Genomic DNA, 25,369 nt, shown 5'->3' with positions numbered 1-25,369 from the left:
TCCGCTCGCCCCGGTGCTCTGATGGGTGGCCGTGAAGGCAGACGGCGCGGTGGAAGCGGTATTCAGGATCGAGCAGGCGCGGATCATCGCCGCCGTCGCCCGTGTCGTACGCGACGTCGGCATCGCCGAGGAACTGGCGCAGGACGCGCTGGTCGCCGCCCTGGAGCAGTGGCCGGAGTCGGGCGTCCCGGACAACCCGGGAGCCTGGCTCATGGCCACGGCCAGGCGCCGCGCCATCGATCTCGTACGCCGCCGGGAGACGTACGCCCGCAAGCTCGCCGAGGTCGGCCGCACCCTTGAGGACACGGCGCCGCCACCGCCCGAGCCCGCCGACGCCGACGACATCGACGACGACCTGCTGCGGCTCGTCTTCGTCTCCTGCCACCCCGTCCTGTCCACCGAGGCGCGCGTCGCCCTCACCCTGCGGCTGCTCGGCGGACTCACCACCGAGGAGATCGCCCGCGCCTATCTCGTGCCCGAGGCGACCGTCGCCCAGCGCATCGTGCGTGCCAAGCGCGGCCTCGCCAAGGCGGGCGTCCCCTTCGAGGTGCCGTACGGCGCGGAGCGCGACGCGCGCCTCGCCTCCGTCCTGGAGGTCATCTATCTCGTCTTCAACGAGGGCTACTCCGCGACCGCCGGGGACGACCTGCTGCGCCCCGGCCTGTGCGAGGACGCGCTGCGGCTCGCGCGCGTGCTGAGCGGGCTGATGCCCAAAGAGCCCGAAGTGCACGGCCTGGCGGCCCTGTTGGAGTTTCAGGCGTCCCGCACGCCCACCCGTACCGGGCCCGGTGGCGCGCCCGTCCTGCTCGCCGACCAGAACCGCGCGCGCTGGGACCGGCTGCTCATCCGCCGCGGCGTGGAGGCCCTGACCCGGGCGAACGCGCTGGGCGGCGCCCCCGGCCCGTACGCCCTCCAGGCCGCCATCGCCGCGTGTCACGCGGGGGCGGCGACGTACGAGGACACGGACTGGGCCACGATCGCCGGGCTGTACGGGCGTCTCGCCGCGCTCACCCCCTCGCCCGTCGTGGAGCTGAACCGCGCCGTCGCCGTCTCGATGGCCGACGGGCCCGATGCGGGCCTGGCGCTGGTGGACGCGCTGGCGGCGGGGCCCGCCGGGTCCGCGCTCAAGGGCTACCACCTGCTGCCGAGCGTGCGCGGGGATCTGCTGGCGAGGCTGGGGCGTACGGAGGAGGCGCGGGCCGAGTTCGTACGGGCGGCCGGGCTGACCCGCAACGAACGCGAGCGCACGCTGCTGGAGGAGCGGGCGGCCGGACTCCGAGCTGCCGGACTTTGAGCTGCCGGACTCTGAGTTGCCGGGCTTTGAACTGCCGGACTTTACGGCTCCGGCAGCGGCTCGCCCGTCTCCAGCAGCGTCTTGAGGCTCGACAGCAGCGCCGGCCAGCCCTCCCTGACGCTCGACAGGATGGTGGAGCCCGGCCGGAAGCCGTCGTGGATCACGGTCAGCTTGACCGCCGGTCCCATCGGCTCGATCTCGAAGGTCACCTTCGACCGTTCCTCGGCCGCCGCCTTCAGGCGGTACTCCTCACCCAGCCCGGTCGCCTCGGCGAACTCCGGCGTCATGGTGTGCCAGGTGTAGGAGAGCCTGCGGTACGGCTCCGACTCCACCACGACCTGCTCGGGGTCGGTGATCCGCACGCCGAACTGCTCCCAGGACATCTCCGACCCGGCCCGCCAGTCCGACTCGAAGGTCACGCCCCAGTAGCGCCGGGTGAACGCCGGGTCGGTGAGCGCCTGCCACAGCTTCTCGGGGGTGGTGTTGATGTAGGTGCGGTAGACGAACGCGGTCTCGCTGTCCTCTGTCGCCATGGTGCTGTCCTCCAGTGCCGTCTTGAGGTCCGCGAGGGCGCTCGCCCGCCCGCGGTCGTACTTGTTCATCCAGCGGTCGGCGATGGCGTTGATCGGCACGGCGTTGAGGTAGTGGAGCTTCTCCCTGCCGCGCCACACCGTGGTGACGAGATTCGCCGCTTCGAGCACCGCCAGGTGCTTGCTGACCGACTGCCTGGCCATGTCCAGCTCGGCGCACAACTCCCGCAGACTCTGCCCGTTACGGGCGTCGAGACTGTCCAGCAGTCGGCGCCGGCCGGGGTCGGCCAGTGCTTTGAAGACTTCGTCCATCACCCGTCCAGCACCCGTCCACGCGTCGCCTTCGCTGTCCGATCCGCTCGTACGGCGGATCGGATATGCAGCCATTCGGCTGCCTATAATTTAGGCACCCGTGTGGCTGCATGTCAATCGGGGCCCAGGAGGGGCGGCGCGCGGCGATACTCTCGCCGCATGTCTCGCCGCTCATCCCCGCTGCCGCCGCCTCCGCCCCCCGTACACATACGCACCTGGCCCGACGAGCAGGCACTGCTCGCCGAACGCGCCAGAATCCTCGACTGGCTCGTCGGGCACGGCATGGGACCCGCGCGGCTCACCCAATTCCTGCTGCTCGTGGGCGGGATGGAGTTCGGCTGGCTGATGGCGGGCGGGGGGCTGCAGGGGATGATCGTGGAGGACGTCGACCCGATCACCCTCATCTTCGGCGTGCTCCTCGCGGCGTTCGGCCTCGGCGTGCTGACGGCCGCCGGGATCGTCCTCGGCCTGCTGCTCCGCCGCGACGTCGCGATGCACCGGCTGACGCGCCAGTGGGCGGCGCTCGCGAGCGACCCGGTGGGCGACAGGCGCCTCCGACTGCCGGGCGTGAGCCTGTGCTGGCTGCTGATCTCCTTCCTGGTCGGGGTGCTGGGGCTGTGGCTGTCCCTGGAGACGCCCGCGAGCGCGCGACGGGGCGAGGACACGTACGGGGAGGTCGCGTATGTGATGGGCGCGGGCGCCCTCCTCTGGATCGGCGGGCTGATCGGCGTCACGAAGGCCGTCACGCACTACCGGTGGGCCGTCCGGCTGCTCGCCGCCGGTCGGCCCCGGCCCGCCGGGCAGTGATCCCCGGCCCGCCGCTCCGGCGGCGGTGATCCCGGTCGACCGGGCGGTGATCATGAGGGATAGCCTCCCCGGATGTTCCGTCGTACGCCGCTGCCGCCCCCTCCGCCGCCCGAGCACCTGTGCGACTGGCCCGACGACGAGTCGATGCTCGCCGACCGGGCCCTCGCGATGGCCGAGCTGCGGCGGCGGAGCCTGACCGCGCCGGGGCTGCTGGCGCTCTGGTCGCTCGGGCTCGTCGCGGGGCTCGGGTGGGTGCTGGTCAGCCTGGGGCTCGGTCATTTCGAGGACCGGAGCGCGGACTACATAACCGGGTTCGTCGAGCTGATCCTCGGTGCGATCGTCCTGGTGCCCGCGATGATCGGCACCGGTTTCAGCGTCGCCAGGGACCGCGCGGTGCGCGACAGGATCGAAGCCTGGGCCGAACTGGCGCCGGATCCCGAGAACGACCACCGGCTGCGGGCCGGCGCCCGGAGCGGCGTGTGGCTGGGACTGTCCGTAGCGCTGTGCGTGACCGGTCTGGGACTGGCCCTGACCGGCGGCGGCCAGCCGGATTCCACGGGAGTCGGCGAAGTGGCGTATCTCGTCGGAATCGGTGTGATCGCGCTGGTCATCGGTGTCATCGGGGCGGTGCGGGCGGTGGGCCACCAGCGGTGGGCGGAGCACGTACTGAGCCCGGTCCGGCCGCCCGGACGCGGTGGCGCGCACCGCTGAATCCACCGCGAAAACGGTGATTTACGGGACGCGAGTGGCGCGTGTTGTCCGGATGTGTCCCGAAGTCGCCCCCCGCTCCCTGAGGCCGTTCCTACGCCGCCCGTTCTATCCTGGGTGGAACGCATGCGCCATTTCATGGGGTGAAGGGGCGGCGGATGAACTGGCTGTGGTGGATTTTCGTCTTCTTCATGGTCGGTGGCTTCAGCTGGGTCGCCGACACGAGCCGGAGCGCGCTGCGCACCCGGCACGAGCGAAGAGTGGAGCGCATCAAGCTCGTCGAGGGCGGCCGGCTCGCCCTGGAGGAGTCACACAAGCCGCCGGAGCCCGTCTGCGGGTGTTCACACCATCTCGCGAAGCATGACAAGCAGGGCAAGTGCCACGAGAACGTCGAAGTGGCGACGGCCTGGGACGAGAACAAGAAACCGAAGCGGTACGAGCTGGCGCAGTGCAACTGCCAGCAGTACGTCGGCCCGCAACCTCTCTCGGTGATCTACGCCGACGACATCACCGACCTCGACGCCCGGCTCCTGGAGGCGCAGCTTCAAGCCTCCCGGCCGGAGCCGAAGGAGTCGGTAGAGCCGGTGGAGTCGGAGAAGCCGGACAAGCTGAAAAAGCCCGGGAAGCTGGAGAAGCCGGCGGCCACGGAATCAGCGGCCGAGGAGTCTGCGGCCACGGAGCCGAAGCCCAAGGGGCGGGACCAGGACTGATCGCCGCCGCCGGGGGGTTCGGTCGGTGCCCACGGTCGGTGTGCCCTCAACCGGTCCGAGGAGTGGGCAGCGGCTCCAGCGCGCCCGCTCCGGCGAGCGCCCCGTGTGCCGCGAGCACCGCGTCCGTGGCGGTGCCGATATCGAGTACGACTCCGCCCGACCCGGCTGCCAGGCGTCGCGCGGCGAGGTCCGCGGGCACTCGCGCGGCCCGGTTCGCCGACAGGAAGACGGACCAGCCGCAGCGCGGGTGCGAGGGCCGCAGGCCCTAGGGGGTGTCTTGCCGATCTTGCCGGGCTCGCGTGCCCTGGTGCCGCGCCTCGCCGCGTTGTCGTCGGTCGGCATGGCTCCGCCATGCCTCCCTCCTCCGCCTTGCGATCCACGGCACCAGACCCCGCTCCCTGATCCGGCCTGATCGACAAGACACCCCCTAGGCGGTCTTCAGCGCGGTGAACAGCTCACGGTCGTAGGTGCTCCCGGTGTCCGCGTCCCAGACACCGGCCATGGCGGCCAGCGCCTCGGGCAGCCGGTCCGCGAGGGGCACGGCCGCGTCCGGGGAGCCGGGGAGGAGCAGCAGTACGGCGGTGAACGGGGAGAACCTGTTCGAACCCCCGGCCGTCGCCTTGAGCTGCGCGTATCCGCCGTCCGGCTGCCGGGCCACCGCGAAGGCCGTGCTGCCGATGATGTCCGCGTCGTCGTGCCGGTTCGCCGCCTCGACCGCCGCCGCGAAGGCGCCGGCGTCCTGCGGTACGGGCTCGCCCGGTGCCGTGCCGTGGCCGTCCCACCGCCAGTCGGCCAAGGCGCCCGCCGACAGCTCCGTCAGCCGCCCCAGCAGGTCCAGCCAGCGCCCGGCCAACTCCTGGTGGGACTCGGGTCTGGGCCCCCAGGACACCTTCACCACGGTCTCGCCCGCCACCTCACGGCCTTCCGGCGGGCCGACCGAGCAGCATCGTCGGCGCGCCCGCGACCCGGGTGAGGAAGACGGTGGCCGAGTTCCGTCCCTGGAGCTTCATCTTCCGTCGCAGCTCCTCCGGTTCGACCGGCGAGCCGCGCTTCTTGACCGTCAGGATGCCGACCTCGCGCTCGCGGAGCAGGGCCTTGAGCCGCTTGAGGTTGAACGGCAGCTCGTCGGTGATCTCGTACGCCGTCGCGTACGGCGTCGGGCGCAGCTCGTCCGCCGTGATGTAGGCGATCGTCTCGTCGATCAGGCCGCCGTCCAGCTCGTCGGCGGCCTCGGCGACCAGATGGGCGCGGATGACGGCGCCGTCCGGCTCGTACAGATAGCGGCCGACCTTCCTGACCTGGGGGTTCGGCAGGCCCCGGCCGGTGAGGGTGAGGCCCGCGGGGAGCAGCGTGGCGCGCCGGGCGCCGGGTGTGATCGCGCCGACGGCCCCGGCCCCGCTCGCGTCGTGCCAGAGCACGGCCTCCTTGACGTCGCCGCCGTCGGAGATCCACTCGGCCTCGAAGTCATCGGGGACCAGCTCGTGCGGGATGCCCGGCGCGATCTTGATGCCGCCGGTGCCGACCGTACGTACCGCCTCGATCGCCCAGGACAGCGGCGGCGAGTACGCCTCCGGGTCGAAGATCCGGCCCCGGCCGCCGCGCCGCGCCGGGTCGATGAACAGCGCGTCGGGGGCGGGCGCCGTGCTCAGGTCGTACGCCATGACGTCCGCGCACACGACGGCCGGTGGCGGGGCGTCAGGCGCCAGCGCGGGGATGTTGTGCGCGGCGATCTCGCAGGTCGCAGGGTCGCGGTCGACGGCGGTCACGGCGAACCCCGCGCGGGCCAGCTCGATCGCGTCACCGCCGATGCCGCAGCAGAGGTCCGTGATCCGCGCCGGGCCGGGGCCCGGGAGGCCGATGTCCCGGAACCGGCCCGCCCGGTGCGCGGCGACCGAGGTACGGGTGGCCTGCTCGACGCCGTGCGGTGTGAAGTACATGCGGTACGCGTCCTGTTCGCCGAACTTCGCGACCGCCCGCTGCCGCAGCCGGGCCTGCGCGAGGGCCGCCGAGACCAACTCGGCGGGGTGGTCTCGGCGCAGCCGGGTCGCCAGCGCCAGCTCGTGCGCCGGGTCGTGGTCGCGGAGGGCGGCGAGCAGGGCCTGGCCCTCGTCGGAGAGCAGGGGGGCGAGCGGCGAGGGGGAGTCGGTCACCGGGCCATTGTGGGCCAGCCGGGGGACCGTCATCGCTTCCCGGCGGTGTCGGCCGGGCGCGCGGGCCGGGCGCTGACAGGATGCGGCGCCATGCAACTAGTAAGACAAAAGGACGAAAAGGTCGCAGAGCTGCGGAAAAGACACCCGCGCGGACGGGGCCGCGCGGTCGTCGCCGTACTTCTGATCGCCGCACTCGGCTCTGCCTGCGCGGCGGGGACCGACGACCGGGGCGGCGGTCATGGCGGCCACGGTGGTCACAGCGGGGACGGCGGTGGCGGTGGTGGCGGGCCGGTGGAGTCCGCCCCCGTGAAGCCGGGCCGGCCCGGCCCCGGACCGGGGACCGACGCCGCCAAGAAGGCCGGAGCCGCCGCTGCCGCCGAGGCCCAGGCGCTCCGTGCCGTGGCCGCCAAGAAGTGGAAGCTCGCCAAGACCCCGCTCGCCGCGCCCGCGCCGCCCGCCGTGAAGCCGCGCATCACCACCCGCAAGGGCTTCGAGGTCACGGGTGGCGCGACCCTGCCGCCGGTCTTCACCACCGTCCCGACGAAGGAGAAGGTCGTCTTCCTGACGATCGACGACGGCGCCGAGAAGGATCCCCGACTGCTGCGCATGATGGACGAGTTGAAGATCCCGTACAGCGCCTTCCTCAGCGACTACGTCATCAACGACAACTACGCCTACTTCAAGAAGATGCAGGCGCGCGGTGTCTCCCTGCACAACCACACCCTCACCCACCCCTACCTCCCCGGACTCTCCTACGAGGAGCAGAAGCGGGAGATCTGCGGGCAGCAGGACAAGCTCAAGAAGCAGTACGGGAAGCGGCCCGAACTCTTCCGGCCGCCGTACGGCAACTACAACGCGAGCACCCTGCGCGCCGCCAAGTCCTGTGGCGTCAAGGCCGTTCCGCTGTGGTCGTCCGAGGCGTTCCCCGACCACATGGAGTGGCGCGAGTGGGACCGGGACCTGCATCCCGGCGACATCGTCCTCACGCACTTCCGCGGGGAGGAGGACTGGAAGGGCTCGATGCCCGACATGATCCGGCACGTCATGAAGACGATCACCGACAAGGGTTACGCGGTGGCGAAGCTGGAGGACTACGTCTAGGGCTTGCCTCTTGGGCCGGGCGGGCCGGGCATGGTCAGGTCGGGCCGGTTCCGCTGACGCCCCTGCGCCGGTGCAGGGGCGTCACGCACGTTCAGCGGACGACGTCGAAGACGTTCTTCTGCAGGCCGTTCGCATACGCCTCGTGCTCGACCAGCCGCAGCTTCTGCGCGTCCTTGTCCGTGGCGCTGAACAGCCGCTTGCCCGCGCCGAGAAGCAGCGGGAAGACGAGCAGGTGGTAGCGGTCGATCAGACCGGCGTCCGAGAGGTTCCGGTTCAGTTCGGCGCTGCCGTGGACGATGATCGGGCCGCCCTCGGTCTCCTTCAGCGCGGCGACCTCGTCGAGCGACCGCAGGATCGAGGTCGGGCCCCAGTCCGCGACCAGGTCGTCGTCGGTGAGGGTGGTGGACACCACGTACTTCGGCATCTTCTTGTACTCGGCGAACTCCGCCATGCCCGGCCAGACCGGGCTGAACGCCTCGTAACTGGTCCGTCCCAGCAGCATGGCCGCGGCCTCCTCCTGCTCCCGGCCCTTGATCTCGAAAGCCTCCGGCAGGAACTCCACGTCCTTGAAGGTCCAGCCGGAGTTCCGGTAGCCCGGCTCGCCGCCCGGGGCTTCCACGACGCCGTCGAGCGAGACGAAGGCGGTGCTGATCAGTGTGCGCATCGAAGGTCTCCTGGGGGTGTCTTGCGTTCTGGTTCTCACGGGGCGGGGCCGGCCGAGGCGGCCTCGCAGCCGCAGTGTGCCAACTCCCACTGACAGACCGTGGACCACGGCGAAACTCATCGGCGCCGCCGCGCCGGAGGTGCCCGAAGGCGCCGGATCGCACCCACCGCGGCGGCGGATCGCACCTGCCACGGCGCCGGATCGCGGCGCCGCGCGCGGGCTCGATTGGCACTCAGCTTGACCGAGTGCTAATCGCGGTCATAGTGTCAGGCCTGGCACTCCCCACTGGAGAGTGCCAATGCGTGACAGGACAGGTCCGGCACCCGCGACGACGGATCGATCCAGGTCACGCCACCCAGACAGTTAACCCCGTGAGATCTCCGAAGGGGGAGGTCGGATCGTGACGACCGCCAGCTCCAAGGTTGCCATCAAGCCGCTCGAGGACCGCATTGTGGTCCAGCCGCTCGACGCAGAGCAGACCACGGCCTCTGGCCTGGTTATTCCGGACACTGCCAAGGAGAAGCCCCAGGAGGGCGTCGTCCTGGCCGTCGGTCCGGGTCGCTTCGAGAACGGCGAGCGGCTTCCGCTCGACGTTTCCGTCGGCGACGTCGTTCTGTACAGCAAGTACGGCGGCACTGAGGTGAAGTACAGCGGCGAGGAATACCTCGTCCTCTCGGCTCGCGACGTGCTCGCGATCATCGAGAAGTAATTTCCACAGTCTGCTGTGAACTGCGCCCCTGGCCCCCGCATCGCCGGGTGGTCCGGGGCGTAGTTCGTTGTTCGTTCGAGAGGACAAGAGAAAGCTCCCATGGCGAAGATCCTGAAGTTCGACGAGGACGCCCGTCGCGCCCTTGAGCGCGGCGTCAACAAGCTTGCCGACACGGTGAAGGTGACGATCGGCCCCAAGGGCCGCAACGTCGTCATCGACAAGAAGTTCGGCGCCCCGACCATCACCAACGACGGTGTCACGATCGCCCGCGAGGTCGAGCTCGACGACCCGTACGAGAACCTCGGCGCCCAGCTCGTGAAGGAGGTGGCGACCAAGACCAACGACATCGCGGGTGACGGCACCACCACCGCCACCGTGCTGGCGCAGGCGCTGGTCCGCGAGGGCCTGCGCAACGTCGCCGCCGGCGCCTCCCCGGCCGCCCTGAAGAAGGGCATCGACGCCGCCGTCGCCGCCGTCTCCAAGGAACTCCTGGACACGGCCCGCCCGATCGACGACAAGTCCGACATCGCCGCCGTGGCCGGGCTCTCCGCCCAGGACCCGCAGGTCGGCGAGCTCATCGCCGAGGCGATGGACAAGGTCGGCAAGGACGGTGTCATCACCGTCGAGGAGTCCAACACCTTCGGCATGGAGCTGGAGTTCACCGAGGGCATGGCCTTCGACAAGGGCTACCTCTCGCCGTACATGGTGACCGACCAGGAGCGTATGGAGGCCGTCCTCGACGACCCGTACATCCTGATCAACCAGGGCAAGATCGCCTCCATCCAGGACATGCTCCCGCTGCTGGAGAAGGTCATCCAGGCGGGTGGCTCCCGGCCGCTGCTGATCATCGCCGAGGACGTCGAGGGCGAGGCGCTCTCCACCCTCGTCGTCAACAAGATCCGTGGCACCTTCAACGCCGTCGCGGTGAAGGCCCCCGGCTTCGGTGACCGCCGCAAGGCCATGCTCGGCGACATCGCCACCCTCACGGGCGCGACCGTCATCGCCGAAGAGGTCGGCCTCAAGCTCGACCAGGCCGGTCTCGACGTGCTGGGCACCGCCCGCCGCGTCACCGTCTCCAAGGACGACACGACGATCGTCGACGGCGGCGGCGACAGCGCCGAGGTCGTCGGCCGGGTCAACCAGATCAAGGCCGAGATCGAGTCCACGGACTCCGACTGGGACCGCGAGAAGCTCCAGGAGCGCCTCGCGAAGCTGGCCGGCGGCGTGTGCGTGATCCGCGTCGGCGCCGCCACCGAGGTGGAGCTGAAGGAGAAGAAGCACCGTCTGGAGGACGCCATCTCCGCGACCCGCGCCGCGGTCGAGGAGGGCATCGTCTCCGGTGGTGGCTCCGCCCTGGTGCACGCCGCCAAGGTGCTGGAGGACGGCCTGGGCAAGACGGGCGACGAGGCCACCGGTGTCGCGGTCGTCCGCCGCGCCGTGGTCGAGCCGCTGCGCTGGATCGCCGAGAACGCCGGTCTTGAGGGCTACGTCATCACCGCGAAGGTCGCCGAGCTGGACAAGGGTCACGGCTTCAACGCCTCGACCGGCGAGTACGTCGACCTGGTGAAGTCCGGCGTCATCGACCCGGTCAAGGTCACCCGCTCCGCGCTGGAGAACGCCGCTTCCATCGCCGCGCTGCTCCTCACGACCGAGACCCTGGTCGTCGAGAAGCCCGCCGAGGAAGAGGCCGACGCCGGTCACGGCGGCCACGGTCACAGCCACTGAGGCTCGTAACGCCGTAGCTCCGGGGACCTGTAGGTCTTCAGGTCCGTAGGTCTTCAGCACAACGCGCCGAGGCCCGGCGCCCCTTCGGGGGTGCCGGGCCTCGACGCGTTGTGCCGCCTCTACGCCGAGTGCGGCAGCGCCGACGGGTGTACGGGATCCTCGAACGGCAGCCCCTTCGCGTACCGCTCCACCTCGTCCAGCGCCTGATCGGCCATCCGGTGGATCTCGACCCCCAGCGAACCGGCGACATGCGGGGTCAGCAGCACGTTCGGCAGGTCGTACAACGGCGAGTCCGGCGGCGGCAGTTCGGGGTCGGTCACGTCCAGAACCGCGTTCAGCCGCCCGGAGACCAGCTGCGGCAGCAGCGCGTCCTCGTCGATCAGCGAGCCGCGCGCCGTGTTGATCAGCGTCGCCCCGTCCGGCATCGCCGCGAGCTGGGCGGCGCCGATCATATGGCGGGTGGCCGGGACCTGCGGCGCGTGGACCGACACCACCTGGGCGCGCCCGCAGAGTTCAGTCAGCGGCACCAGTTCGACGCCCAGTGCCCGAGCCTCCGAGTGGTCCACGTACGGGTCGTACAGCATGACGTCGAGGTCGAACGGCCGCAGCAGCTCGATCACCCGGCGGCCGATCCGGGACGCGCCGACGATGCCGACCGTACGGCGGTAGTTGCCCGTCCGGCCCAGCTCCTGGTGCCAGTCGTGCCGGGCGCGCACCTCCTGGTAGCGGTGCGCCGAGCGGAGCACCTGCTTGCCCGCGAAGAGGATCGCGGCCAGCGTGTACTCGGCGACGGGCACGGCGTTGGCCGCCGCGGCCGATGTGACCGTGATGCCCCGCTCCCAACAGGCGTCCGTGATGTGGTGCTTGACGGTGCCGGCGGCGTGCACGACCGCGCGCAGCCGGGGCGCCGCGGCCAGCACCTCGGCGGTGAGCGCGGGCGCGCCCCAGCAGGTGATCAGCAGTTCGGCGTCCGCGAGCGCGGCGGCGACGGCCGGGTCGAGGCCGGGGCCGGTCAGGGTGTGCGCGACGAGCCGCGGATCGGTGCGTACGAGGCCGGTCAGCCGGGCGAGATGAATGGGGGCGAACAGCCGTTCCGCGATGCCGGGGCTCATCGCGAGCAGCGCGGACGGCCGATTGTCAGTGGCGTCGTGCATGGTGGAAGTCGGTCTCCTCGTGGGTCGTACGCACAGGTCACTTCACGCGTCGCGGATGACGCTATTTGACGCTGCCGGCGGTGAGTCCGGCCTTCCAGTGTCGCTGGAGGGTGACGAAGGCGATGATCAGCGGGGTGACGGCGAGCAGGGAGCCGGTGACGACCATGGGGTAGAAGGTCGGGTCGGCGTTGGCGTTGCTGTGCCAGTTGAACAGGCCGAGGCTCAGGGGGTAGAGCTGACGGTCCGAGAGCATCACGAGGGGGAGGAAGAAGTTGTTCCAGATCGCGGTGAACTGGAAGAGGAAGATGGTCACGAAGCCCGGCATGATCATCCGCAGCCCGATCGACCAGAAGACGCGCAGTTCGCCGGCCCCGTCGATACGGGCGGCCTCCAGGGCCTCGTCGGGGATGTAGCCCGCGCTGAAGATCCGGGCGAGATAGACGCCGAACGGGTTGACCAGCGCCGGGATCAGCACGGACCAGTAGGTGTTGACGGTGCCCGTCTCGACGGCCAGCAGATAGAGGGGGAGCGACAGCGCGGTCGACGGCAGCAGCACACCCAGCAGGACGAGCGCGAACAGCTTCTCCTTCCCCCGGAACCGGTACTTGTCGAAGGCGTAGCCCGCCGCGACGCTCACCAGCGAGCAGCCGAGCGCGCCGACTCCCGCGTAGAGCAGCGAGTTGCCGTACCACTGGAAGTAGATGCCGTCCTGGTAGGACGTCAGCTCGGAGAGGTTGTGGCCGAGGTCGAAGCCCTCGAACGAGAAGACATCGCCGCCGAGGAGATTGCCGGCGTCCTTGGTGGCGGCGGTGACCAGCCAGATCAGCGGGAAGAGCGTATAGACGGCGGCGATCAGCAGCACGCCGTTGACGGCGGTCTTCGACAGCCAGCGGCCGGCGGCCGGACGGCCGGCCGGTGCGGGGGCGCGGTCGGCACGGCGGCCGTCGCGGCGGTTCGGGGTCTGGAGCTGGGCGGTCGGGTCGACCACGGTCGGGGACGTCATGCCCGTGCCCCCTTCCGGTTGGAGAGTCGGGTGACGACGAAGGAGAGCAGGGCGGCGACGAGCGCGATGAGCACGGAGGCCGCGGCGGCGAGTCCGTAGTCGTTGCGCTCGAACGCGGCGCTGTAGGCATACATGTTGGGGGTCCAGGTGCTGGTCACGGCGGACCCGCTGCCGCGGTTGAGGATCAGCGGCTCGGTGAACAGCTGGAGCGAGCCGATGATCGTGAAGAGCAGGACCAGCATCAGTGAGGAGCGGATCAGCGGGATCTTGATGCTGAAGGCGAGCCGCCAGTTGCCCGCGCCGTCCACGGTCGCCGCCTCCAGCAGGGAGCGGTCGACGGCCTGGAGCGAGGCGTAGAAGATGACGACGTTGTAGCCGAGCCACTCCCACAGGGCGATGTTGACGATCGCGGGGAGAGTGCCCTCGGAGGAGAAGAAGTCGAAGCCGATGCCGCCGGACTCCATGGCGGAGACGACCGGGCTGAGTCCGGGTGTGTAGAGATAGATCCAGATCAGGGCGGCGATCAGGCCGGGGATCGCGTGGGGCAGGAAGAGCGCGAGCTGGAAGAAGCGGCGGGCGCGGGCCATGGCCGTGTCCAGCAGGAGCGAGATGACGAGCGCGCCGCCGACCATCAGCGGTATGTAGAGGGCGCAGTAGCCGAGCAGCACCCAGAAACCGTCGCGGAACGCCTCGTCGCCGAGGGCGGCCGTGTAGTTGCCGAGGCCGTGGAAGACGGTCGACGGGCCGTCGAAGCCGAGTCCGGACTGCTTCTCCGTGAAGAGGCTGAGATAGACGGCGTAGCCGACCGGGATGATCATCGCAACGGTGAACAGCGCGAAGAAGGGGGCGAGGAGGACGCCGGCGGCGAAGCCGGTACGGGCCCTGACGGTGGGGGACTTGGGGGTACGAGCGGCCTTGCCGCCGGTGCCGCCGGTGATGCCTGTGCGGCTGGTGCTGGTTGTGCTGCTTGTGCTCTTCGTGTTGCTCATGAGGCGTCCTCGACCTTCAGTCCGCGCTTCTCCGCGTCGGCGACGGTGGCGTCGTGCGCCGTCTTCAGCGCCGTACGCAAGGTCGAGCTGCCGCCGACCACGTCGCTGAGGGCGTCGCCGAGCGCGCCGTTGGTGGCGGCGGTGCTCGGCCCCCAGCGCCAGTCGGGACCGACGGAGGCGCCGGCCTTCTCGTACAGGCCGTACAGGTCCTGACCACCGAAGAAGCTGGTGTCGTACGCCTCTTTTGCGACCGGCACCAGCGCGGGTGCGGCGGGCAGGGCGCTCGACGTGCTCGCGCCGATCCGGGCCTTGATGCCCGCCTCGGTGGTCGACATCCACAGCGCGAACTCGACCGCGGCGGCGGCCTTCTTGCTGTCCTTGCTGACGGCGAAGGTCGACCCGCCGATCATGCCGCTGGCGGGCCGGTCGGCGTCCCAGCTCGGCACCGGCACGGCGGCCCACTTGCCCTTCTGCTCGGCCACGATGCCCGACAGGACGCCGGCGCCCCAGGAGGCGCCGAGATAGCCGACGGTCGTGCCCTGCTTGAGCGAACCGGTCCACTCCGGGCTGAACGACGAGGCGGTGGAGACGAGTTCGTCGTCGATCATGCCCTGCCAGTAATCGGCGGCCTTCACGCTCGCCGGGTCCGTGGTGTCGACCCGCCAGCTGTCCCCGCCGGTGTCGAACCACTGGCCGCCGGCCTGCCAGGCCATCGCCTGGAAGAACGTCGGGTCGTCGGGGAAGAAGGTGCCGATCCGGGTCTTCGGCTCGATCTTCTTGATCCGCTCGGCGGCGGTGCGGAACTCGTCCCAGGTGCGCGGCGGCGCGATGTCGTGCTTCTCGAAGAAGTCCTTGCGGTAGTAGAAGACCTGCGGCGAGGCGTCGAAGGGGACGGCCCAGTTACGGCCGCCCAGCGTGGTCAGCTCCACGGCCTGCGGCAGGAACTTCTTCTTGATGTCGTCGGTGAGATAGCCGCTCAGATCCTGGAGCGAGCCCTGGCTGACGAACTGCGACAGCTGCGGATACTCGATGGAGAGCAGATCGGGCGCGATGCCCGCCTTCACCGCGTTCGCGATCTTGGGATAGCCGCCGAGACCGCCGGACGGTATCTCCTCGAACTTCACCTTGATCGTGTCGTGCGAGGCGTTGAACGCGTCCACGACCTCCTTCGATCCCCTCGTCCAGGCCCAGAAGGTGACGGTCACGGGATCTGCTGCGGTGCCTCGGGCGGGCGCCTGGCCGCCGCCACCGCTGCACGCCCCGAGGGCGGCGAGAGCGGACAGCGCGGTGAGCGCGCTGACGGCGGCGCGGATGGGACGGGACCACGGATGACTCACGGCTCGGGCTCCTGTGCGGCGGGGGACAGGCGATGGCCGTGATACTTCGATCCGTGGTGAGCGAAGTCAAGAGCGAAAGATTGATTGATCGAAAAATGATCGAACCGCGATGCCCAGTGGGTGGGGTCAGCGCGTCGGCGGGCCGCACGAGGCGCGGACGCGCAGGCTCGGCAGCAGGTCGAGATGGACCCGGGGTTCCGCCTCGGCGCCGGGCGCCGTCAGCCGCTCCACCAGCAGCTCCGCCGCGCGCCGCCCCACCGCGCGCTTCGGCGGTGCGACGGCGGTCAGCGGGGTGTCGGCGAGCGCGGCGACCTCGTCGTCGTACGTGATGAGCGCGAGGTCCCCGGGCACCCGTACGTCCAGCTGGGCCAGGCGCCGCACCATCCAGGTGGCGTCCTCGTCGTTGTGCATCAGCGCCGCGGTCGCCCGGCCGTCCCGCACGGCGGCGGCCAGCCCCTGGGCCGCCCGCTCGAAGAGCGCGGGATGCCGCTCGGCCGACGAGGAGTCGAGCACGGGCAGCGGCGCCCGCAGCCCCATGACGTCCAGCGCCCGGGTGTATCCCCCGCGCACGGCCATCGACGTCGGACTGTCGGCCCTGGCGACCAGCAGCGGTGTGCCGTGCCCGAGCCCCACCAGATGCCGTACGGCCAGGAGCACCCCGTGCGCGTGGTCCGAACGGACCCGGTCCAGCTCGTCCAGCGGCCCGCCGGGCACCCCGAGCCGCTCGACGAGCACGGTGGGGACCGGCAGCCCGGCGACCCAGTCCCCGTACCGCGCGGGATGGTCCGGCGCCGTCCAGCTGGGGGCGACCAGCAGCCCCTCCGCACCGGCGGCGAGCAGACCGGCCGCGTGCGAGGCGTCGTCCTCGGACCGGTAGTCGGAGACGCGCAGGATCAGCCGGGCACCGAGCCGCGCCGCCGCCTCGTGCGCCCCGCGGATGACCTCGGCGAAGTAGTACGCGGCGGCCGGCGCCAGCATCCCGATGACCGGACTCCCGCCCCCCGGCGCGGTCCCGGCGGGCCCCTGCCCGCGCGGCCAGGACACGGACCCGTGCGCCCGGTCGAGCAGCCCCCGGGCGGCCAGGGCCTCCGCGTCCCGCCGCGCGGTGACGGGCGAGACCCCCAACTGCTCGGCGAGGTCCGACACTCGTACGGTGCCGCGCTCGCGCACCAGATTGAGCAGCCGGTCATGACGTTCGGCGGCACCTTCGCGCACGGTGGGAGTCCTCCGGAGGGTGATGAGGGGATGGCCCGGTAGGAGGACTCTAATGCGGCGTGATCGAACGACGGAAGGTTTCGATCATTCGATCGTCACCACGGCCGCGGCACCGTCCGTGGGCCCGGCTACTGCGGGCCGTACTTCCGCCCCGTCTTCGACGTGATCCCGCCCAGCAGGCCCCTCGGGGCCAGCTTCACCCCGGCCATCAGCGCCTTGTACCGCGGATCCGGCACCGACACCGTCTTGCCGCGGGCCAGGTCGGACAGGGCCGCCGTCACCAGCTTGTCCGCGTCCAGCCACATCCAGTTGGGGATGTTGTCCGTCCCCATACCCGCCCGGTCGTGGAACTCCGTCCGCGTGAAGCCGGGGCACAGCGCCATCAGCCGTACCCCCGTGCCGGTCAGGTCCCGCGCGGCGCCCTGGGTGAACTGCACCACCCACGCCTTCGACGCGCCGTACGTCCCGCGCGGTACGAACGCCGCCACCGACGACACGTTCACCACCCCGCCCCGCCCGCGCTCCCTCATCCCGGTGACGGCCGCCGACGTCAGCCGCAGCACCGCCTCGCAGTGCACCTTCAGCATCGTCAGTTCGTCGGCCATCGGGACGTCGAGGAACCGGCCCTTGTTCCCGAACCCCGCGTTGTTGACCAGCAGATCGATGGGGTGCGTCCGGTCGCCGAGGCGCTTCTCGACCGCCGCGATGCCCTCGTCCGTGGCGAGATCGGCGGTCAGTACCTCCGCCTCGATGCCGTGCAGGTCGTGGAGTTCGGTGGCCTGTCGCTGAAGGCGCTCGGTGTCGCGGGCGACCAGCACCAGGTTGTGGCCGCTTCCCACACCGACGGACTGGGAGGTCCCGCCCGCCGCCAGCCGGCGCGCGAACGCGGCGCCGATCCCCGCTGTCGCGCCCGTAATCAAAGCAGTCGTCATAGGCGTGCACGTTAGACGGTCGCACGACGGCCGCGAGCCCCCGTCCGGCCACCGGAAGCCGCCCGACGAGGCGCCCGATCCCCGGACCTACAGAGCCCCGGCGTTCTCGGTGCTGCCGGCCTGACCGCCGATCACGCCGCTCCCGTACTTCGCCACGTACTCCCTGGCGGTCCGCAACTCCTCGACGTGCAGGGCCTCTCCGGCCGCCAGAATCCGCGGCAGCAGCTCGCGCTCCGTCGTCACGGCCCGGAAGGCGAGAGCCACCGTCACCTCGTGGTCGGGCCGGTGCACGATCTCGATCGGGTCGCCCGCGCGGATCTCGCCGGGGACCAGGACCCGGAAGTACGCCCCGGTGACGCCCTGTCGGGTGAAGCGCCGCACCCAGCCCGTCTCGCCGAGCCAGCCGCCGAACGTACGGCACGGAATCCGGCCGCTGGTCGCCTCCAGCACCAGTTCCGGACCGACCCGCCAACGCTCCCCGATCTTCGTCCCGTTCAGGTCGAGACCCGATGTCGTCAGGTTCTCGCCGAAGCTGCCGTTGGCCAGCGGACGGCCCAACTCCCGCTCCCAGAAGTCCAGATCCTCGCGCGCGTACACATACACGGCCTGGTCGCTGCCGCCGTGATGGCGCAGATCGCACACCGAGTCCCCGGCCAGACCGCTGGCGCCGACGCCCTTCGGGCCGGGATCGCGCACCGCGACCGGGCCGTCCACCGGCCGCTTGTCGATGCCGGTGGCGCCACCCGGCGCGTCCGAGTACTCGACGGTCTTGGGCCGCCCCACATTCACGGTCAGAAGCTTCATGACGGGCACGCTAACCCCCCGCGCCCCGCCCGCGCCTCTCAAAAGGCTTGCCCTGAATTTCGCCCCGCCTCCAAGCGTCCCTTATGTTTGAGGGGTGATCGAAGCCCGCCATCTCCGTGTCCTGCGCGCCGTCGCCACCACCGGCTCGTTCTCCGCCGCGGCACGGGAGCTGGGATGCACCCAGCCGGCCGTCAGCCAGCAGATGAAGGTCCTCGAAGCCTCCGTCGGTACGACCCTGCTGATCAGGACCAGCCGCGCGATGCGGCTCACCCAGGCCGGTGAAGCGCTCGTACGGCACGCGACGGGCATCCTGTCGGGCCTCACGGCCGCCGAGGAGGAGGTCGCGGCCATCGCGGGCCTGCGCGCCGGGCGGGTCCGGCTGGTCTCGTTCCCCAGCGGCAGCTCCACGCTGGTCCCCGCCGCACTGGCCGCCCTGCGCGCCGCCCACCCCGGCACCCGCGTCTCACTGGTCGACGCCGAGCCGCCGCGCTCCGTCGAGATGCTGCGCGACGGCGACTGCGACGTGGCGCTGGCCTTCCGCTACGACTCCACCGGCGGCGGCGCCGAGGAGTGGGACGACCTGGTCGTACGACCGCTGCTCACGGACCGGCTGGTGGGGCTGCTGCCCGAGGGGCACCGGCTGGCCGGGGCCGCCGCCGTCTCCATCGCGGACCTCGCCGACGAGTCCTGGATCGCGGGCTGCCCGCGCTGCCGTCACCAACTGGTGGACGCCTGCGAGAAGGCCGGCTTCACCCCTCGTATCGACTTCGCGACGGACGACTACCCGGCGGTGATCGGCCTGGTCGGGGCCGGGCTCGGGGTCGCGTTCCTGCCGGAGCTGGCCTTGGAGTCGGTGCTGCCGAAGGCCGCCCGTACGGTCGCCGTCGAACCCGCCGTCCGGCGCGAGATCGTCGCGCTCACGCTGCCCGATCTGGCGCGGGTCCCCGCGGTGGCGGCGACGCTGGACCAACTGGAACGGGCCGCGTCGCGCTGACGCGGCCCGTTCCGGGCGGGGTGCGGCCGAAGTCCGGGGTGCGGCCGAAGTCCGGCCGGGGTGCCGCCGAGGTTCCGCCGGAAAGTGCAGGAACGTTTCTTCGAATGCTTGTCGCGGGTCAGGCCCGACCCGACCCGTTCGCCCCCGACGTCGCGATCAGCCGGGTGCGCGCGCGCCCCATCAGCTCCTCGCGTTCGTCCTCCGTCAGCCCGCCCCACACGCCGTACGGCTCCCGCACCGCCATCGCGTGCGCCGCGCACTGCGCGCGGACCGGGCATCTCATGCAGACCTCTTTCGCCGAGGTTTCGCGAGCGCTGCGTGCCGCGCCCCGCTCTCCCTCCGGGTGAAAGAACAGCGAACTGTCGACGCCGCGACAGGCCGCGAGGAGCTGCCAGTCCCACAGATCTGCGTTCGGTCCGGGAAGGCGGGAGAAATCTGCCATTGCTCATGTCCCCTTGAATCCGTGGAGGCGGATACCGGCGTCCTAGGGCGTGAGATGCGCCCCGGGGCGCCGGGTGCGAGCCCGACGCGCTGACCACATCGTGCTCACGACCGTACATCTCCTGTGTAAGTAGATGTAAATATGACTCATTGCGAATCTAGCCACAGACACCAGCAAAAGGGAAGAAATGGCGCTAAATGGGGCATGGCTCAGAGTGATCGAAGGATCACCTGCGAGGCTCTGCTCTGTGTGCGCCTCCTCACGTAGAGTGCCGAAGGCGGTTCTGGACCCGTAACTCTTTCGAGTGACCGTCGTTGAGTGGTCGAGGCGATTGAAGGAACAAGCGATCGGGCACATGTCCGATGGCGTCAATCGCACAGGTGACCACATGTACTCAGCCTGGAGGCTCAAGGTGACGCGCATCAGCTGCGGAGGGCGGCCATGACATCCGTCCTCGTCTGCGACGACTCCCCGCTTGCCCGAGAGGCGCTGCGCCGCGCGGTTGCGACCGTGCCCGGCGTCGAGCGCGTGACGACCGCGGCCAACGGTGAGGAAGTTCTCCGCCGCTGGGGCGCCGACCGCTCGGACCTGATTCTGATGGACGTACGCATGCCCGGTCTGGGCGGCGTCGAGACCGTCCGCCGGCTGCTGTCCGCCGATCCGGGCGCCCGGATCATCATGCTCACGGTCGCCGAGGATCTGGACGGTGTCGCACTCGCGGTCGCCGCCGGTGCCCGCGGCTATCTGCACAAGGACGCGTCCCGCGCGGAGTTGCGCGCGACGGTCACCCAGGCCCTCGCCGACCCGACCTGGCGGCTCGCCCCGCGCCGGCTCAGGTCGGCCGAGATGGGCGCCGCCCCCACGCTCACCGCGCGGGAGATCCAGGTGCTCGAAGGCATGAGCCACGGCCGGTCGAACGCGGAGATCGGGCGCGAGCTCTTCCTCTCCGAGGACACGGTCAAGACGCACGCCCGGCGTCTGTTCAAAAAGCTCGGAGCGTCGGACCGTGCGCATGCCGTGGCCCTCGGATTCCGCTGGGGTCTGGTCCGTTAGGCCCTGGTCGGGGCGGTACGGACAGCTCGTCCGGAGAGTCGTGGAACCCCGTCTGCCGTGCGGCGGACGGGGCGGCGGAGCGGGTTGTCGGTGCCCGTACGCCACAGTTTCCCGCCCGATGCCGCATCCTTGAGTTGTGGAGTTCCTCGGGGACGAGTCGGGCGAGCGGAAGGGGAGGGCGCAGGAGATGAGTTCCGGCGCACCTGCTCATAACGCTTCGGTGCACAACTATGAACGCGGTGCCACGGATCAGCGGCCGCCGAGGCACCATGGTCCGATGCGCGATGACGAGACCACGGTGATCGGTGCGCTCGTTCATCGTGCCGTCGACGGGGACGGGCAGGCGACGCACGATCTTCTGGCCCATGTGCACCCCCTCGCGCTGCGCTACTGCCGCACCCGGCTGAACCGACTGCCGGGTGACGCCCGCCACTTCGTGGAGGACCTCGCACAAGAGGTCTGCGTCGCCGTCCTGATGGCGCTCCCGCGCTACAAGGACACCGGCAGGCCCTTCGAAGCCTTCGTCTTCGCCATCGCCGCGCACAAGGTCGCCGATCTCCAGCGGGCCGCCATGCGGCACCCGGGCTCGACGGCCGTGCCCTCGGACGAGATGCCCGAGCGGCCCGACGACTCCCTCGGGCCGGAGGAGCGCGCGCTGCTCAGCAGCGACGCCGAGTGGGCGAAGAAGCTCCTCGCCAACCTCCCGGACAACCAGCGCGAGCTGCTCGTGCTGCGGGTCGCCGTGGGGCTGACCGCCGAGGAGACCGGCCAGATGCTGGGGATGTCGCCCGGCGCCGTACGGGTCGCACAGCACCGCGCGCTCAGCAGACTGCGCGCGCTGGCCGAGCAGTAACCGGACAGAGCGGTACGCCGCACACGAGCGGTGAGCCGGGCACGGAGCCGTAGCCGGGCACAGAGCGGTGCCGGGTACAGGGCGGCGCGGGAGCGTGGAATTCGACGGCCCCGCTTCCCGTTAGCATGGGCATCCGCACCGATCAAGGCCATTGGGGAAGGTGTCATGACTGCATACGTCGACGGAGTGCCCGAGAAGTTCGCGACGCTCGGGCTGACATACGACGACGTGCTGCTGCTGCCCGGCGCCTCGGAAGTCCTGCCGAACCAGGTGGACACCACGTCCCTGGTCTCCCGGAACGTCAGGGTGAACCTCCCCCTGCTCTCCGCCGCCATGGACAAGGTCACCGAGGCCCGCATGGCGATCGCCATGGCCCGGCAGGGCGGCGTCGGTGTGCTGCACCGCAATCTCTCCATCGCCGACCAGGCCAACCAGGTCGACCTCGTGAAGCGCTCCGAGTCCGGCATGGTCACCGACCCGATCACCGTCCGCCCCGACGCGACGCTCGGTGAGGCGGACGAACTCTGCGCCAAGTTCCGGATCAGCGGCGTCCCGGTCACCGACGCCGCGGGCAAGCTCCTCGGCATCGTCACCAACCGCGACATGGCCTTCGAGTCGGACCGCGGGCGCCAGGTGCGCGAGGTCATGACCCCGATGCCGCTCGTCACCGGCAAGGTCGGCATCTCCGGCGTGGACGCCATGGAGCTGCTGCGCCGCCACAAGATCGAGAAGCTGCCGCTCGTCGACGACAAGGGCATTCTCAAGGGCCTCATCACGGTCAAGGACTTCGTCAAGGCCGAGAAGTACCCGAACGCGGCCAAGGACGGCGAGGGCAGGCTGCTCGTCGGCGCGGCCGTCGGGGCCAGCCCCGAGGCGCTGGAGCGGTCCCAGGCACTGGTCGCGGCCGGGGTGGACTTCCTGGTCGTGGACACCTCGCACGGCCACAACAGCAACGCGCTGAGCTGGATGTCCAAGATCAAGTCGAGTGTTCCGGTGGATGTCATCGGGGGGAACGTGGCCACCCGCGACGGCGCCCAGGCGCTGATCGACGCGGGCGTGGACGGCGTGAAGGTCGGCGTCGGGCCCGGCTCGATCTGCACGACGCGCGTCGTCGCCGGCATCGGCGTCCCCCAGGTCACCGCGATCTACGAGGCCGCGGTGGTCTGCCAGGCGGCGGGCGTCCCGGTCATCGGCGACGGCGGGCTCCAGTACTCGGGCGACATCGGCAAGGCCCTCGCGGCCGGCGCGTCCACGGTGATGCTCGGCAGCCTGCTCGCGGGCTGCGAGGAGTCGCCCGGCGAGCTGCAGTTCATCAACGGCAAGCAGTTCAAGTCGTACCGCGGGATGGGTTCGCTGGGCGCGATGCAGTCGCGCGGCCAGGGCCGTTCGTACTCGAAGGACCGTTACTTCCAGGGCGAGGTGTCCTCGGACGACAAGCTGGTCCCCGAGGGCATCGAGGGCCAGGTGCCCTACCGCGGCCCGCTGAGCGCCGTACTGCACCAGCTCATCGGCGGTCTGCGGCAGACCATGGGATATGTGGGCGCGGCCTCCATCGACGAGATGGAGCGCAAGGGCCGGTTCGTCCGGATCACCGCGGCCGGTCTCAAGGAGAGCCACCCGCACGACATCCAGATGACGGTCGAGGCACCGAACTACACGGGTCGCTGACGACCTGGCGACCCGACGTCCGGCTTGTCGGTGAGGGGCGGTCCCGTTCATCTCGGGACCGCCCCTCACGGATGTGCCGGGCCGGGTCGGGGATACTGAAGGCGCAGACGTAGAGGAAAGGCCACACATCGTGACTGAGATCGAGATCGGCCGCGGCAAGCGCGGACGCCGCGCGTACGCCTTCGACGACATCGCCGTCGTCCCCAGCCGGCGCACCCGCGACCCCAAGGAGGTCTCGATCGCCTGGCAGATCGACGCCTACCGCTTCGAGCTGCCGTTCCTGGCCGCCCCCATGGACTCCGTGGTCTCGCCGAGCACGGCGATCCGCATCGGTGAGCTGGGCGGGCTCGGCGTGCTCAACCTCGAAGGTCTGTGGACCCGTTACGAGGACCCGCAGCCGCTGCTGGACGAGATCGCCGAGCTGGACGAGGCCACCGCCAACCGCAGGCTCCAGGAGATCTACGCCGCGCCGATCCAGGAAGACCTGATCGGCCGGCGCATCAAGGAGGTGCGTGACTCGGGCGTGGTCACGGCCGCCGCGCTCTCGCCGCAGCGCACCGCGCAGTTCTCCAAGGCCGTCGTGGACGCCGGGGTGGACATCTTCGTCATCCGGGGTACGACGGTCTCCGCCGAGCATGTCTCGGGCGCGGCCGAGCCGCTGAACCTGAAGCAGTTCATCTACGAGCTGGACGTCCCGGTCATCGTCGGCGGCTGCGCCACGTACACCGCGTCGCTGCACCTGATGCGCACCGGCGCCGCCGGTGTGCTGGTGGGCTTCGGCGGCGGGGCCGCGCACACCACCCGTAACGTGCTGGGCATCCAGGTGCCGATGGCGACGGCGGTCGCGGACGTGGCCGCGGCCCGGCGCGACTACATGGACGAGTCCGGCGGCCGGTACGTGCACGTGATCGCCGACGGCGGCGTGGGCTGGTCCGGCGACCTGCCCAAGGCCGTGGCGTGCGGGGCCGACGCGGTGATGATGGGCTCCCCGCTGGCGCGGGCGAACGACGCGCCGGGCAAGGGGCACCACTGGGGCATGGAGGCCGTCCACGAGGACGTGCCGCGTGGCAAGTTGGTGGACCTGGGCATCGTCGGGACGACCGAGGAGGTCCTGACCGGCCCCTCGCACAGCCCGGACGGGTCGATGAACTTCTTCGGCGCGCTCAAGAGGGCGATGGCGACGACCGGTTACAGCGAGCTGAAGGAGTTCCAGCGCGTCGAGGTGACGGTCGCGGACTCGCAGCACAGCCGCTGACACCTGCCGAAGGTGTGACGGATGCCCCGGACCGTACGAGGTCCGGGGCATTTCCGCCTGCGCGCACAGCGGTCGAAGCCGGTCAGTACAGTGCACGGGTGGCGAACCTACGTGAGCAGATTCTTGCCGAACTCGGCGTCAAGACGACCATCGTGCCCAAGGTCGAGATCCGGCGACGGGTCGACTTCCTCAAGGACTATCTGCGCTCCACCCCCGCCAAGGGCTATGTGCTCGGGATCAGCGGCGGCCAGGACAGCACGCTGACCGGCAGGCTGTGCCAGCTGGCGGGCGAGGAGCTGCGGGCCGAGGGGCACGAGGCCGTCTTCGTCGCGGTGCGGCTGCCCTACGGCGTACAGGCCGACGAGCACGACGCGCAGATCGCGCTGGAGTTCATCCGGCCCGACCGGTCGATCGTGGTGAACGTCAAGCCGAGCGCGGACGCCGTCGGCGCCGAATCGGCCCTCGGGCTGCGGGAGTTGCTGGGCGACGAGCCCCGGCTGCGGGACTTCGTACGCGGCAACATCAAGGCCCGTGAGCGGATGGTGATCCAGTACTCGATCGCCGGGCAGCTGGGTCTGCTCGTCGTGGGGACCGACCACGCGGCGGAGGCGGTGACCGGATTCTTCACCAAGTACGGCGACGGCGGTGTGGACCTCACCCCGCTGACGGGGCTGACGAAGCGTCAGGGAGCCGCGCTGCTGGCGGAGTTGGGCGCGCCGGCGAGTGTCTGGGAGAAGGTGCCGACCGCCGACCTGGAGGACGACCGGCCCGCGCTGCCCGACGAGGAGGCCCTCGGGCTCACGTACGCCCAGCTCGACGACTATCTGGAGGGTGTCGACGTCACGCCCGATCTGGCGGCGAGGGTGGAGTCGGTGTATCTCGCGACCCGGCACAAGCGGACCGTACCGGTCACGCCGCTCGACGACTGGTGGCGGGGCTGATCACCCACCGGGCGGGTGC

General features: G+C 70.7%; 25 protein-coding genes and 1 pseudogene. 13 read left to right on the top strand and 13 right to left on the bottom strand.

From position 1 onward, the window contains the following. The first annotated feature begins 31 nt into the window (after positions 1–31). Complete coding sequence (locus tag ACFUN8_RS06375; RefSeq protein WP_383632523.1) at positions 32–1,294, top strand: RNA polymerase sigma factor; 1,263 nt, start codon at positions 32–34, stop codon at positions 1,292–1,294. 41 nt (positions 1,295–1,335) lie between these two features. Here the strand turns inward: ACFUN8_RS06375 and ACFUN8_RS06370 are convergent, their stop codons facing one another. After that, positions 1,336–2,136, bottom strand: a complete 801-nt coding sequence (locus ACFUN8_RS06370; RefSeq protein ID WP_383632520.1) for an ArsR/SmtB family transcription factor — start codon at positions 2,134–2,136, stop codon at positions 1,336–1,338. 159 nt (positions 2,137–2,295) lie between these two features. Between ACFUN8_RS06370 and ACFUN8_RS06365 the strand changes: the two genes are divergently transcribed. The 3 genes and pseudogenes from ACFUN8_RS06365 to ACFUN8_RS06355 form a co-directional block, all read left to right on the top strand. Beyond that, positions 2,296–2,943 carry a hypothetical protein gene (locus ACFUN8_RS06365; RefSeq protein WP_383632322.1) on the top strand — a complete coding sequence of 216 codons (648 nt, stop codon included), beginning with the start codon at positions 2,296–2,298 and terminating at the stop codon, positions 2,941–2,943. A gap of 72 nt (positions 2,944–3,015) precedes the next feature. Next, entirely contained in the window at positions 3,016–3,654 is a 639-nt protein-coding gene (locus tag ACFUN8_RS06360) for a hypothetical protein (RefSeq protein WP_383632319.1), read from the top strand. Positions 3,655–3,809: 155 nt separating this feature from the next. Next, a pseudogene (locus ACFUN8_RS06355) lies at positions 3,810–4,166 on the top strand (hypothetical protein); the annotation flags it as partial. Positions 4,167–4,407: 241 nt separating this feature from the next. Here the strand turns inward: ACFUN8_RS06355 and ACFUN8_RS06350 are convergent. The 3 genes from ACFUN8_RS06350 to ACFUN8_RS06340 form a co-directional block, all read right to left on the bottom strand. Then, positions 4,408–4,560, bottom strand: coding sequence for a hypothetical protein (locus ACFUN8_RS06350; protein ID WP_383632317.1), 153 nt, complete (start codon positions 4,558–4,560; stop codon positions 4,408–4,410). A 228-nt stretch (positions 4,561–4,788) separates the two neighbouring features. Then, the gene (locus ACFUN8_RS06345) at positions 4,789–5,274 is read right to left on the bottom strand and encodes a hypothetical protein (RefSeq protein WP_383632314.1); all 486 of its coding nucleotides are present in this window, start codon (positions 5,272–5,274) and stop codon (positions 4,789–4,791) included. 1 nt (position 5,275) lies between these two features. Next, entirely contained in the window at positions 5,276–6,544 is a 1,269-nt protein-coding gene (locus ACFUN8_RS06340; protein WP_383632311.1) for an SAM-dependent methyltransferase, read from the bottom strand. A gap of 57 nt (positions 6,545–6,601) precedes the next feature. Between ACFUN8_RS06340 and ACFUN8_RS06335 the strand changes: the two genes are divergently transcribed. Continuing rightward, positions 6,602–7,612 (top strand): polysaccharide deacetylase family protein, encoded by a 1,011-nt coding sequence (locus ACFUN8_RS06335; RefSeq protein WP_383632308.1) that lies wholly within the window; start codon positions 6,602–6,604, stop codon positions 7,610–7,612. Positions 7,613–7,703: 91 nt separating this feature from the next. Here ACFUN8_RS06335 and ACFUN8_RS06330 read toward each other — a convergent pair whose 3' ends face one another. Further along, positions 7,704–8,276 (bottom strand): dihydrofolate reductase family protein, encoded by a 573-nt coding sequence (locus tag ACFUN8_RS06330; RefSeq protein ID WP_383632305.1) that lies wholly within the window; start codon positions 8,274–8,276, stop codon positions 7,704–7,706. 400 nt (positions 8,277–8,676) lie between these two features. On the opposite strand from ACFUN8_RS06330, the gene groES reads away from it, so the two are divergent. Further along, entirely contained in the window at positions 8,677–8,985 is a 309-nt protein-coding gene (groES, locus tag ACFUN8_RS06325; protein ID WP_185028083.1) for a co-chaperone GroES, read from the top strand. A gap of 99 nt (positions 8,986–9,084) precedes the next feature. Further along, positions 9,085–10,710 carry a chaperonin GroEL gene (groL, locus tag ACFUN8_RS06320; protein WP_383632301.1) on the top strand — a complete coding sequence of 542 codons (1,626 nt, stop codon included), beginning with the start codon at positions 9,085–9,087 and terminating at the stop codon, positions 10,708–10,710. A 119-nt stretch (positions 10,711–10,829) separates the two neighbouring features. Here groL and ACFUN8_RS06315 read toward each other — a convergent pair whose 3' ends face one another. The 7 genes from ACFUN8_RS06315 to ACFUN8_RS06285 form a co-directional block, all read right to left on the bottom strand. Next, the gene (locus tag ACFUN8_RS06315) at positions 10,830–11,864 is read right to left on the bottom strand and encodes a hydroxyacid dehydrogenase (RefSeq protein WP_383632298.1); all 1,035 of its coding nucleotides are present in this window, start codon (positions 11,862–11,864) and stop codon (positions 10,830–10,832) included. A gap of 61 nt (positions 11,865–11,925) precedes the next feature. Further along, on the bottom strand, positions 11,926–12,867 hold the full coding sequence (locus ACFUN8_RS06310; RefSeq protein ID WP_383632295.1) for a carbohydrate ABC transporter permease: 942 nt from the start codon (positions 12,865–12,867) through the stop codon (positions 11,926–11,928). Further along, positions 12,864–13,856 carry a carbohydrate ABC transporter permease gene (locus ACFUN8_RS06305; protein ID WP_383632292.1) on the bottom strand — a complete coding sequence of 331 codons (993 nt, stop codon included), beginning with the start codon at positions 13,854–13,856 and terminating at the stop codon, positions 12,864–12,866. Before ACFUN8_RS06305 ends, ACFUN8_RS06310 begins: the two co-directional genes overlap by 4 nt. Beyond that, on the bottom strand, positions 13,853–15,193 hold the full coding sequence (locus ACFUN8_RS06300; RefSeq protein ID WP_383632289.1) for an ABC transporter substrate-binding protein: 1,341 nt from the start codon (positions 15,191–15,193) through the stop codon (positions 13,853–13,855). The genes ACFUN8_RS06305 and ACFUN8_RS06300 overlap by 4 nt, the downstream gene beginning before the upstream one ends. A gap of 126 nt (positions 15,194–15,319) precedes the next feature. Next, positions 15,320–16,408: a substrate-binding domain-containing protein gene (locus tag ACFUN8_RS06295; RefSeq protein WP_383632286.1), complete on the bottom strand. Its 1,089-nt coding sequence runs from the start codon at positions 16,406–16,408 to the stop codon at positions 15,320–15,322. Between the two features lie 128 nt (positions 16,409–16,536). Continuing rightward, positions 16,537–17,340 (bottom strand): SDR family NAD(P)-dependent oxidoreductase, encoded by an 804-nt coding sequence (locus ACFUN8_RS06290; protein ID WP_383632283.1) that lies wholly within the window; start codon positions 17,338–17,340, stop codon positions 16,537–16,539. Between the two features lie 87 nt (positions 17,341–17,427). After that, positions 17,428–18,144 (bottom strand): MOSC domain-containing protein, encoded by a 717-nt coding sequence (locus tag ACFUN8_RS06285; protein WP_383632280.1) that lies wholly within the window; start codon positions 18,142–18,144, stop codon positions 17,428–17,430. A 94-nt stretch (positions 18,145–18,238) separates the two neighbouring features. Here ACFUN8_RS06285 and ACFUN8_RS06280 point away from each other — a divergent pair, with 94 nt between their 5' ends. Then, on the top strand, positions 18,239–19,138 hold the full coding sequence (locus tag ACFUN8_RS06280; protein WP_383632277.1) for a LysR family transcriptional regulator: 900 nt from the start codon (positions 18,239–18,241) through the stop codon (positions 19,136–19,138). Between the two features lie 118 nt (positions 19,139–19,256). Here the strand turns inward: ACFUN8_RS06280 and ACFUN8_RS06275 are convergent, their stop codons facing one another. Continuing rightward, entirely contained in the window at positions 19,257–19,580 is a 324-nt protein-coding gene (locus ACFUN8_RS06275; RefSeq protein WP_069625260.1) for a WhiB family transcriptional regulator, read from the bottom strand. A gap of 441 nt (positions 19,581–20,021) precedes the next feature. Here ACFUN8_RS06275 and ACFUN8_RS06270 point away from each other — a divergent pair, with 441 nt between their 5' ends. From ACFUN8_RS06270 to nadE, 5 genes are all read left to right on the top strand, one after another. Beyond that, positions 20,022–20,633 (top strand): response regulator transcription factor, encoded by a 612-nt coding sequence (locus ACFUN8_RS06270; RefSeq protein ID WP_003948568.1) that lies wholly within the window; start codon positions 20,022–20,024, stop codon positions 20,631–20,633. Between the two features lie 277 nt (positions 20,634–20,910). Continuing rightward, complete coding sequence (locus ACFUN8_RS06265) at positions 20,911–21,486, top strand: sigma-70 family RNA polymerase sigma factor (protein ID WP_329076557.1); 576 nt, start codon at positions 20,911–20,913, stop codon at positions 21,484–21,486. Between the two features lie 165 nt (positions 21,487–21,651). After that, positions 21,652–23,154, top strand: a complete 1,503-nt coding sequence (guaB, locus tag ACFUN8_RS06260; protein WP_382571985.1) for an IMP dehydrogenase — start codon at positions 21,652–21,654, stop codon at positions 23,152–23,154. Positions 23,155–23,284: 130 nt separating this feature from the next. After that, the gene (locus ACFUN8_RS06255) at positions 23,285–24,409 is read left to right on the top strand and encodes a GuaB3 family IMP dehydrogenase-related protein (protein ID WP_383632272.1); all 1,125 of its coding nucleotides are present in this window, start codon (positions 23,285–23,287) and stop codon (positions 24,407–24,409) included. Between the two features lie 98 nt (positions 24,410–24,507). Next, the gene (nadE, locus tag ACFUN8_RS06250) at positions 24,508–25,350 is read left to right on the top strand and encodes an ammonia-dependent NAD(+) synthetase (protein WP_383632269.1); all 843 of its coding nucleotides are present in this window, start codon (positions 24,508–24,510) and stop codon (positions 25,348–25,350) included. Positions 25,351–25,369 lie beyond the last annotated feature (19 nt).

Source organism: Streptomyces sp. NPDC057307, from assembly GCF_042667665.1.
Taxonomy (GTDB): domain Bacteria; phylum Actinomycetota; class Actinomycetes; order Streptomycetales; family Streptomycetaceae; genus Streptomyces.
This window is presented reverse-complemented; position numbering and strand designations above follow the sequence as displayed.

Excerpts from the sequence above, each read along its gene's own strand:
- ACFUN8_RS06370 (WP_383632520.1), bottom strand. The coding sequence starts at position 2,136 with ATGGACGAAGTCTTCAAAGCACTGGCCGACCCCGGCCGGCGCCGACTG.
- ACFUN8_RS06365 (WP_383632322.1), top strand. The coding sequence starts at position 2,296 with ATGTCTCGCCGCTCATCCCCGCTGCCGCCGCCTCCGCCCCCCGTACAC.
- ACFUN8_RS06360 (WP_383632319.1), top strand. The coding sequence starts at position 3,016 with ATGTTCCGTCGTACGCCGCTGCCGCCCCCTCCGCCGCCCGAGCACCTG.
- ACFUN8_RS06340 (WP_383632311.1), bottom strand. The coding sequence starts at position 6,544 with ATGACGGTCCCCCGGCTGGCCCACAATGGCCCGGTGACCGACTCCCCC.
- ACFUN8_RS06335 (WP_383632308.1), top strand. The coding sequence starts at position 6,602 with ATGCAACTAGTAAGACAAAAGGACGAAAAGGTCGCAGAGCTGCGGAAA.
- ACFUN8_RS06330 (WP_383632305.1), bottom strand. The coding sequence starts at position 8,276 with ATGCGCACACTGATCAGCACCGCCTTCGTCTCGCTCGACGGCGTCGTG.
- groL (WP_383632301.1), top strand. The coding sequence starts at position 9,085 with ATGGCGAAGATCCTGAAGTTCGACGAGGACGCCCGTCGCGCCCTTGAG.
- ACFUN8_RS06315 (WP_383632298.1), bottom strand. The coding sequence starts at position 11,864 with ATGCACGACGCCACTGACAATCGGCCGTCCGCGCTGCTCGCGATGAGC.
- ACFUN8_RS06310 (WP_383632295.1), bottom strand. The coding sequence starts at position 12,867 with ATGACGTCCCCGACCGTGGTCGACCCGACCGCCCAGCTCCAGACCCCG.
- ACFUN8_RS06305 (WP_383632292.1), bottom strand. The coding sequence starts at position 13,856 with ATGAGCAACACGAAGAGCACAAGCAGCACAACCAGCACCAGCCGCACA.
- ACFUN8_RS06290 (WP_383632283.1), bottom strand. The coding sequence starts at position 17,340 with ATGACGACTGCTTTGATTACGGGCGCGACAGCGGGGATCGGCGCCGCG.
- ACFUN8_RS06285 (WP_383632280.1), bottom strand. The coding sequence starts at position 18,144 with ATGAAGCTTCTGACCGTGAATGTGGGGCGGCCCAAGACCGTCGAGTAC.
- ACFUN8_RS06275 (WP_069625260.1), bottom strand. The coding sequence starts at position 19,580 with ATGGCAGATTTCTCCCGCCTTCCCGGACCGAACGCAGATCTGTGGGAC.
- ACFUN8_RS06270 (WP_003948568.1), top strand. The coding sequence starts at position 20,022 with ATGACATCCGTCCTCGTCTGCGACGACTCCCCGCTTGCCCGAGAGGCG.
- ACFUN8_RS06265 (WP_329076557.1), top strand. The coding sequence starts at position 20,911 with ATGCGCGATGACGAGACCACGGTGATCGGTGCGCTCGTTCATCGTGCC.
- guaB (WP_382571985.1), top strand. The coding sequence starts at position 21,652 with ATGACTGCATACGTCGACGGAGTGCCCGAGAAGTTCGCGACGCTCGGG.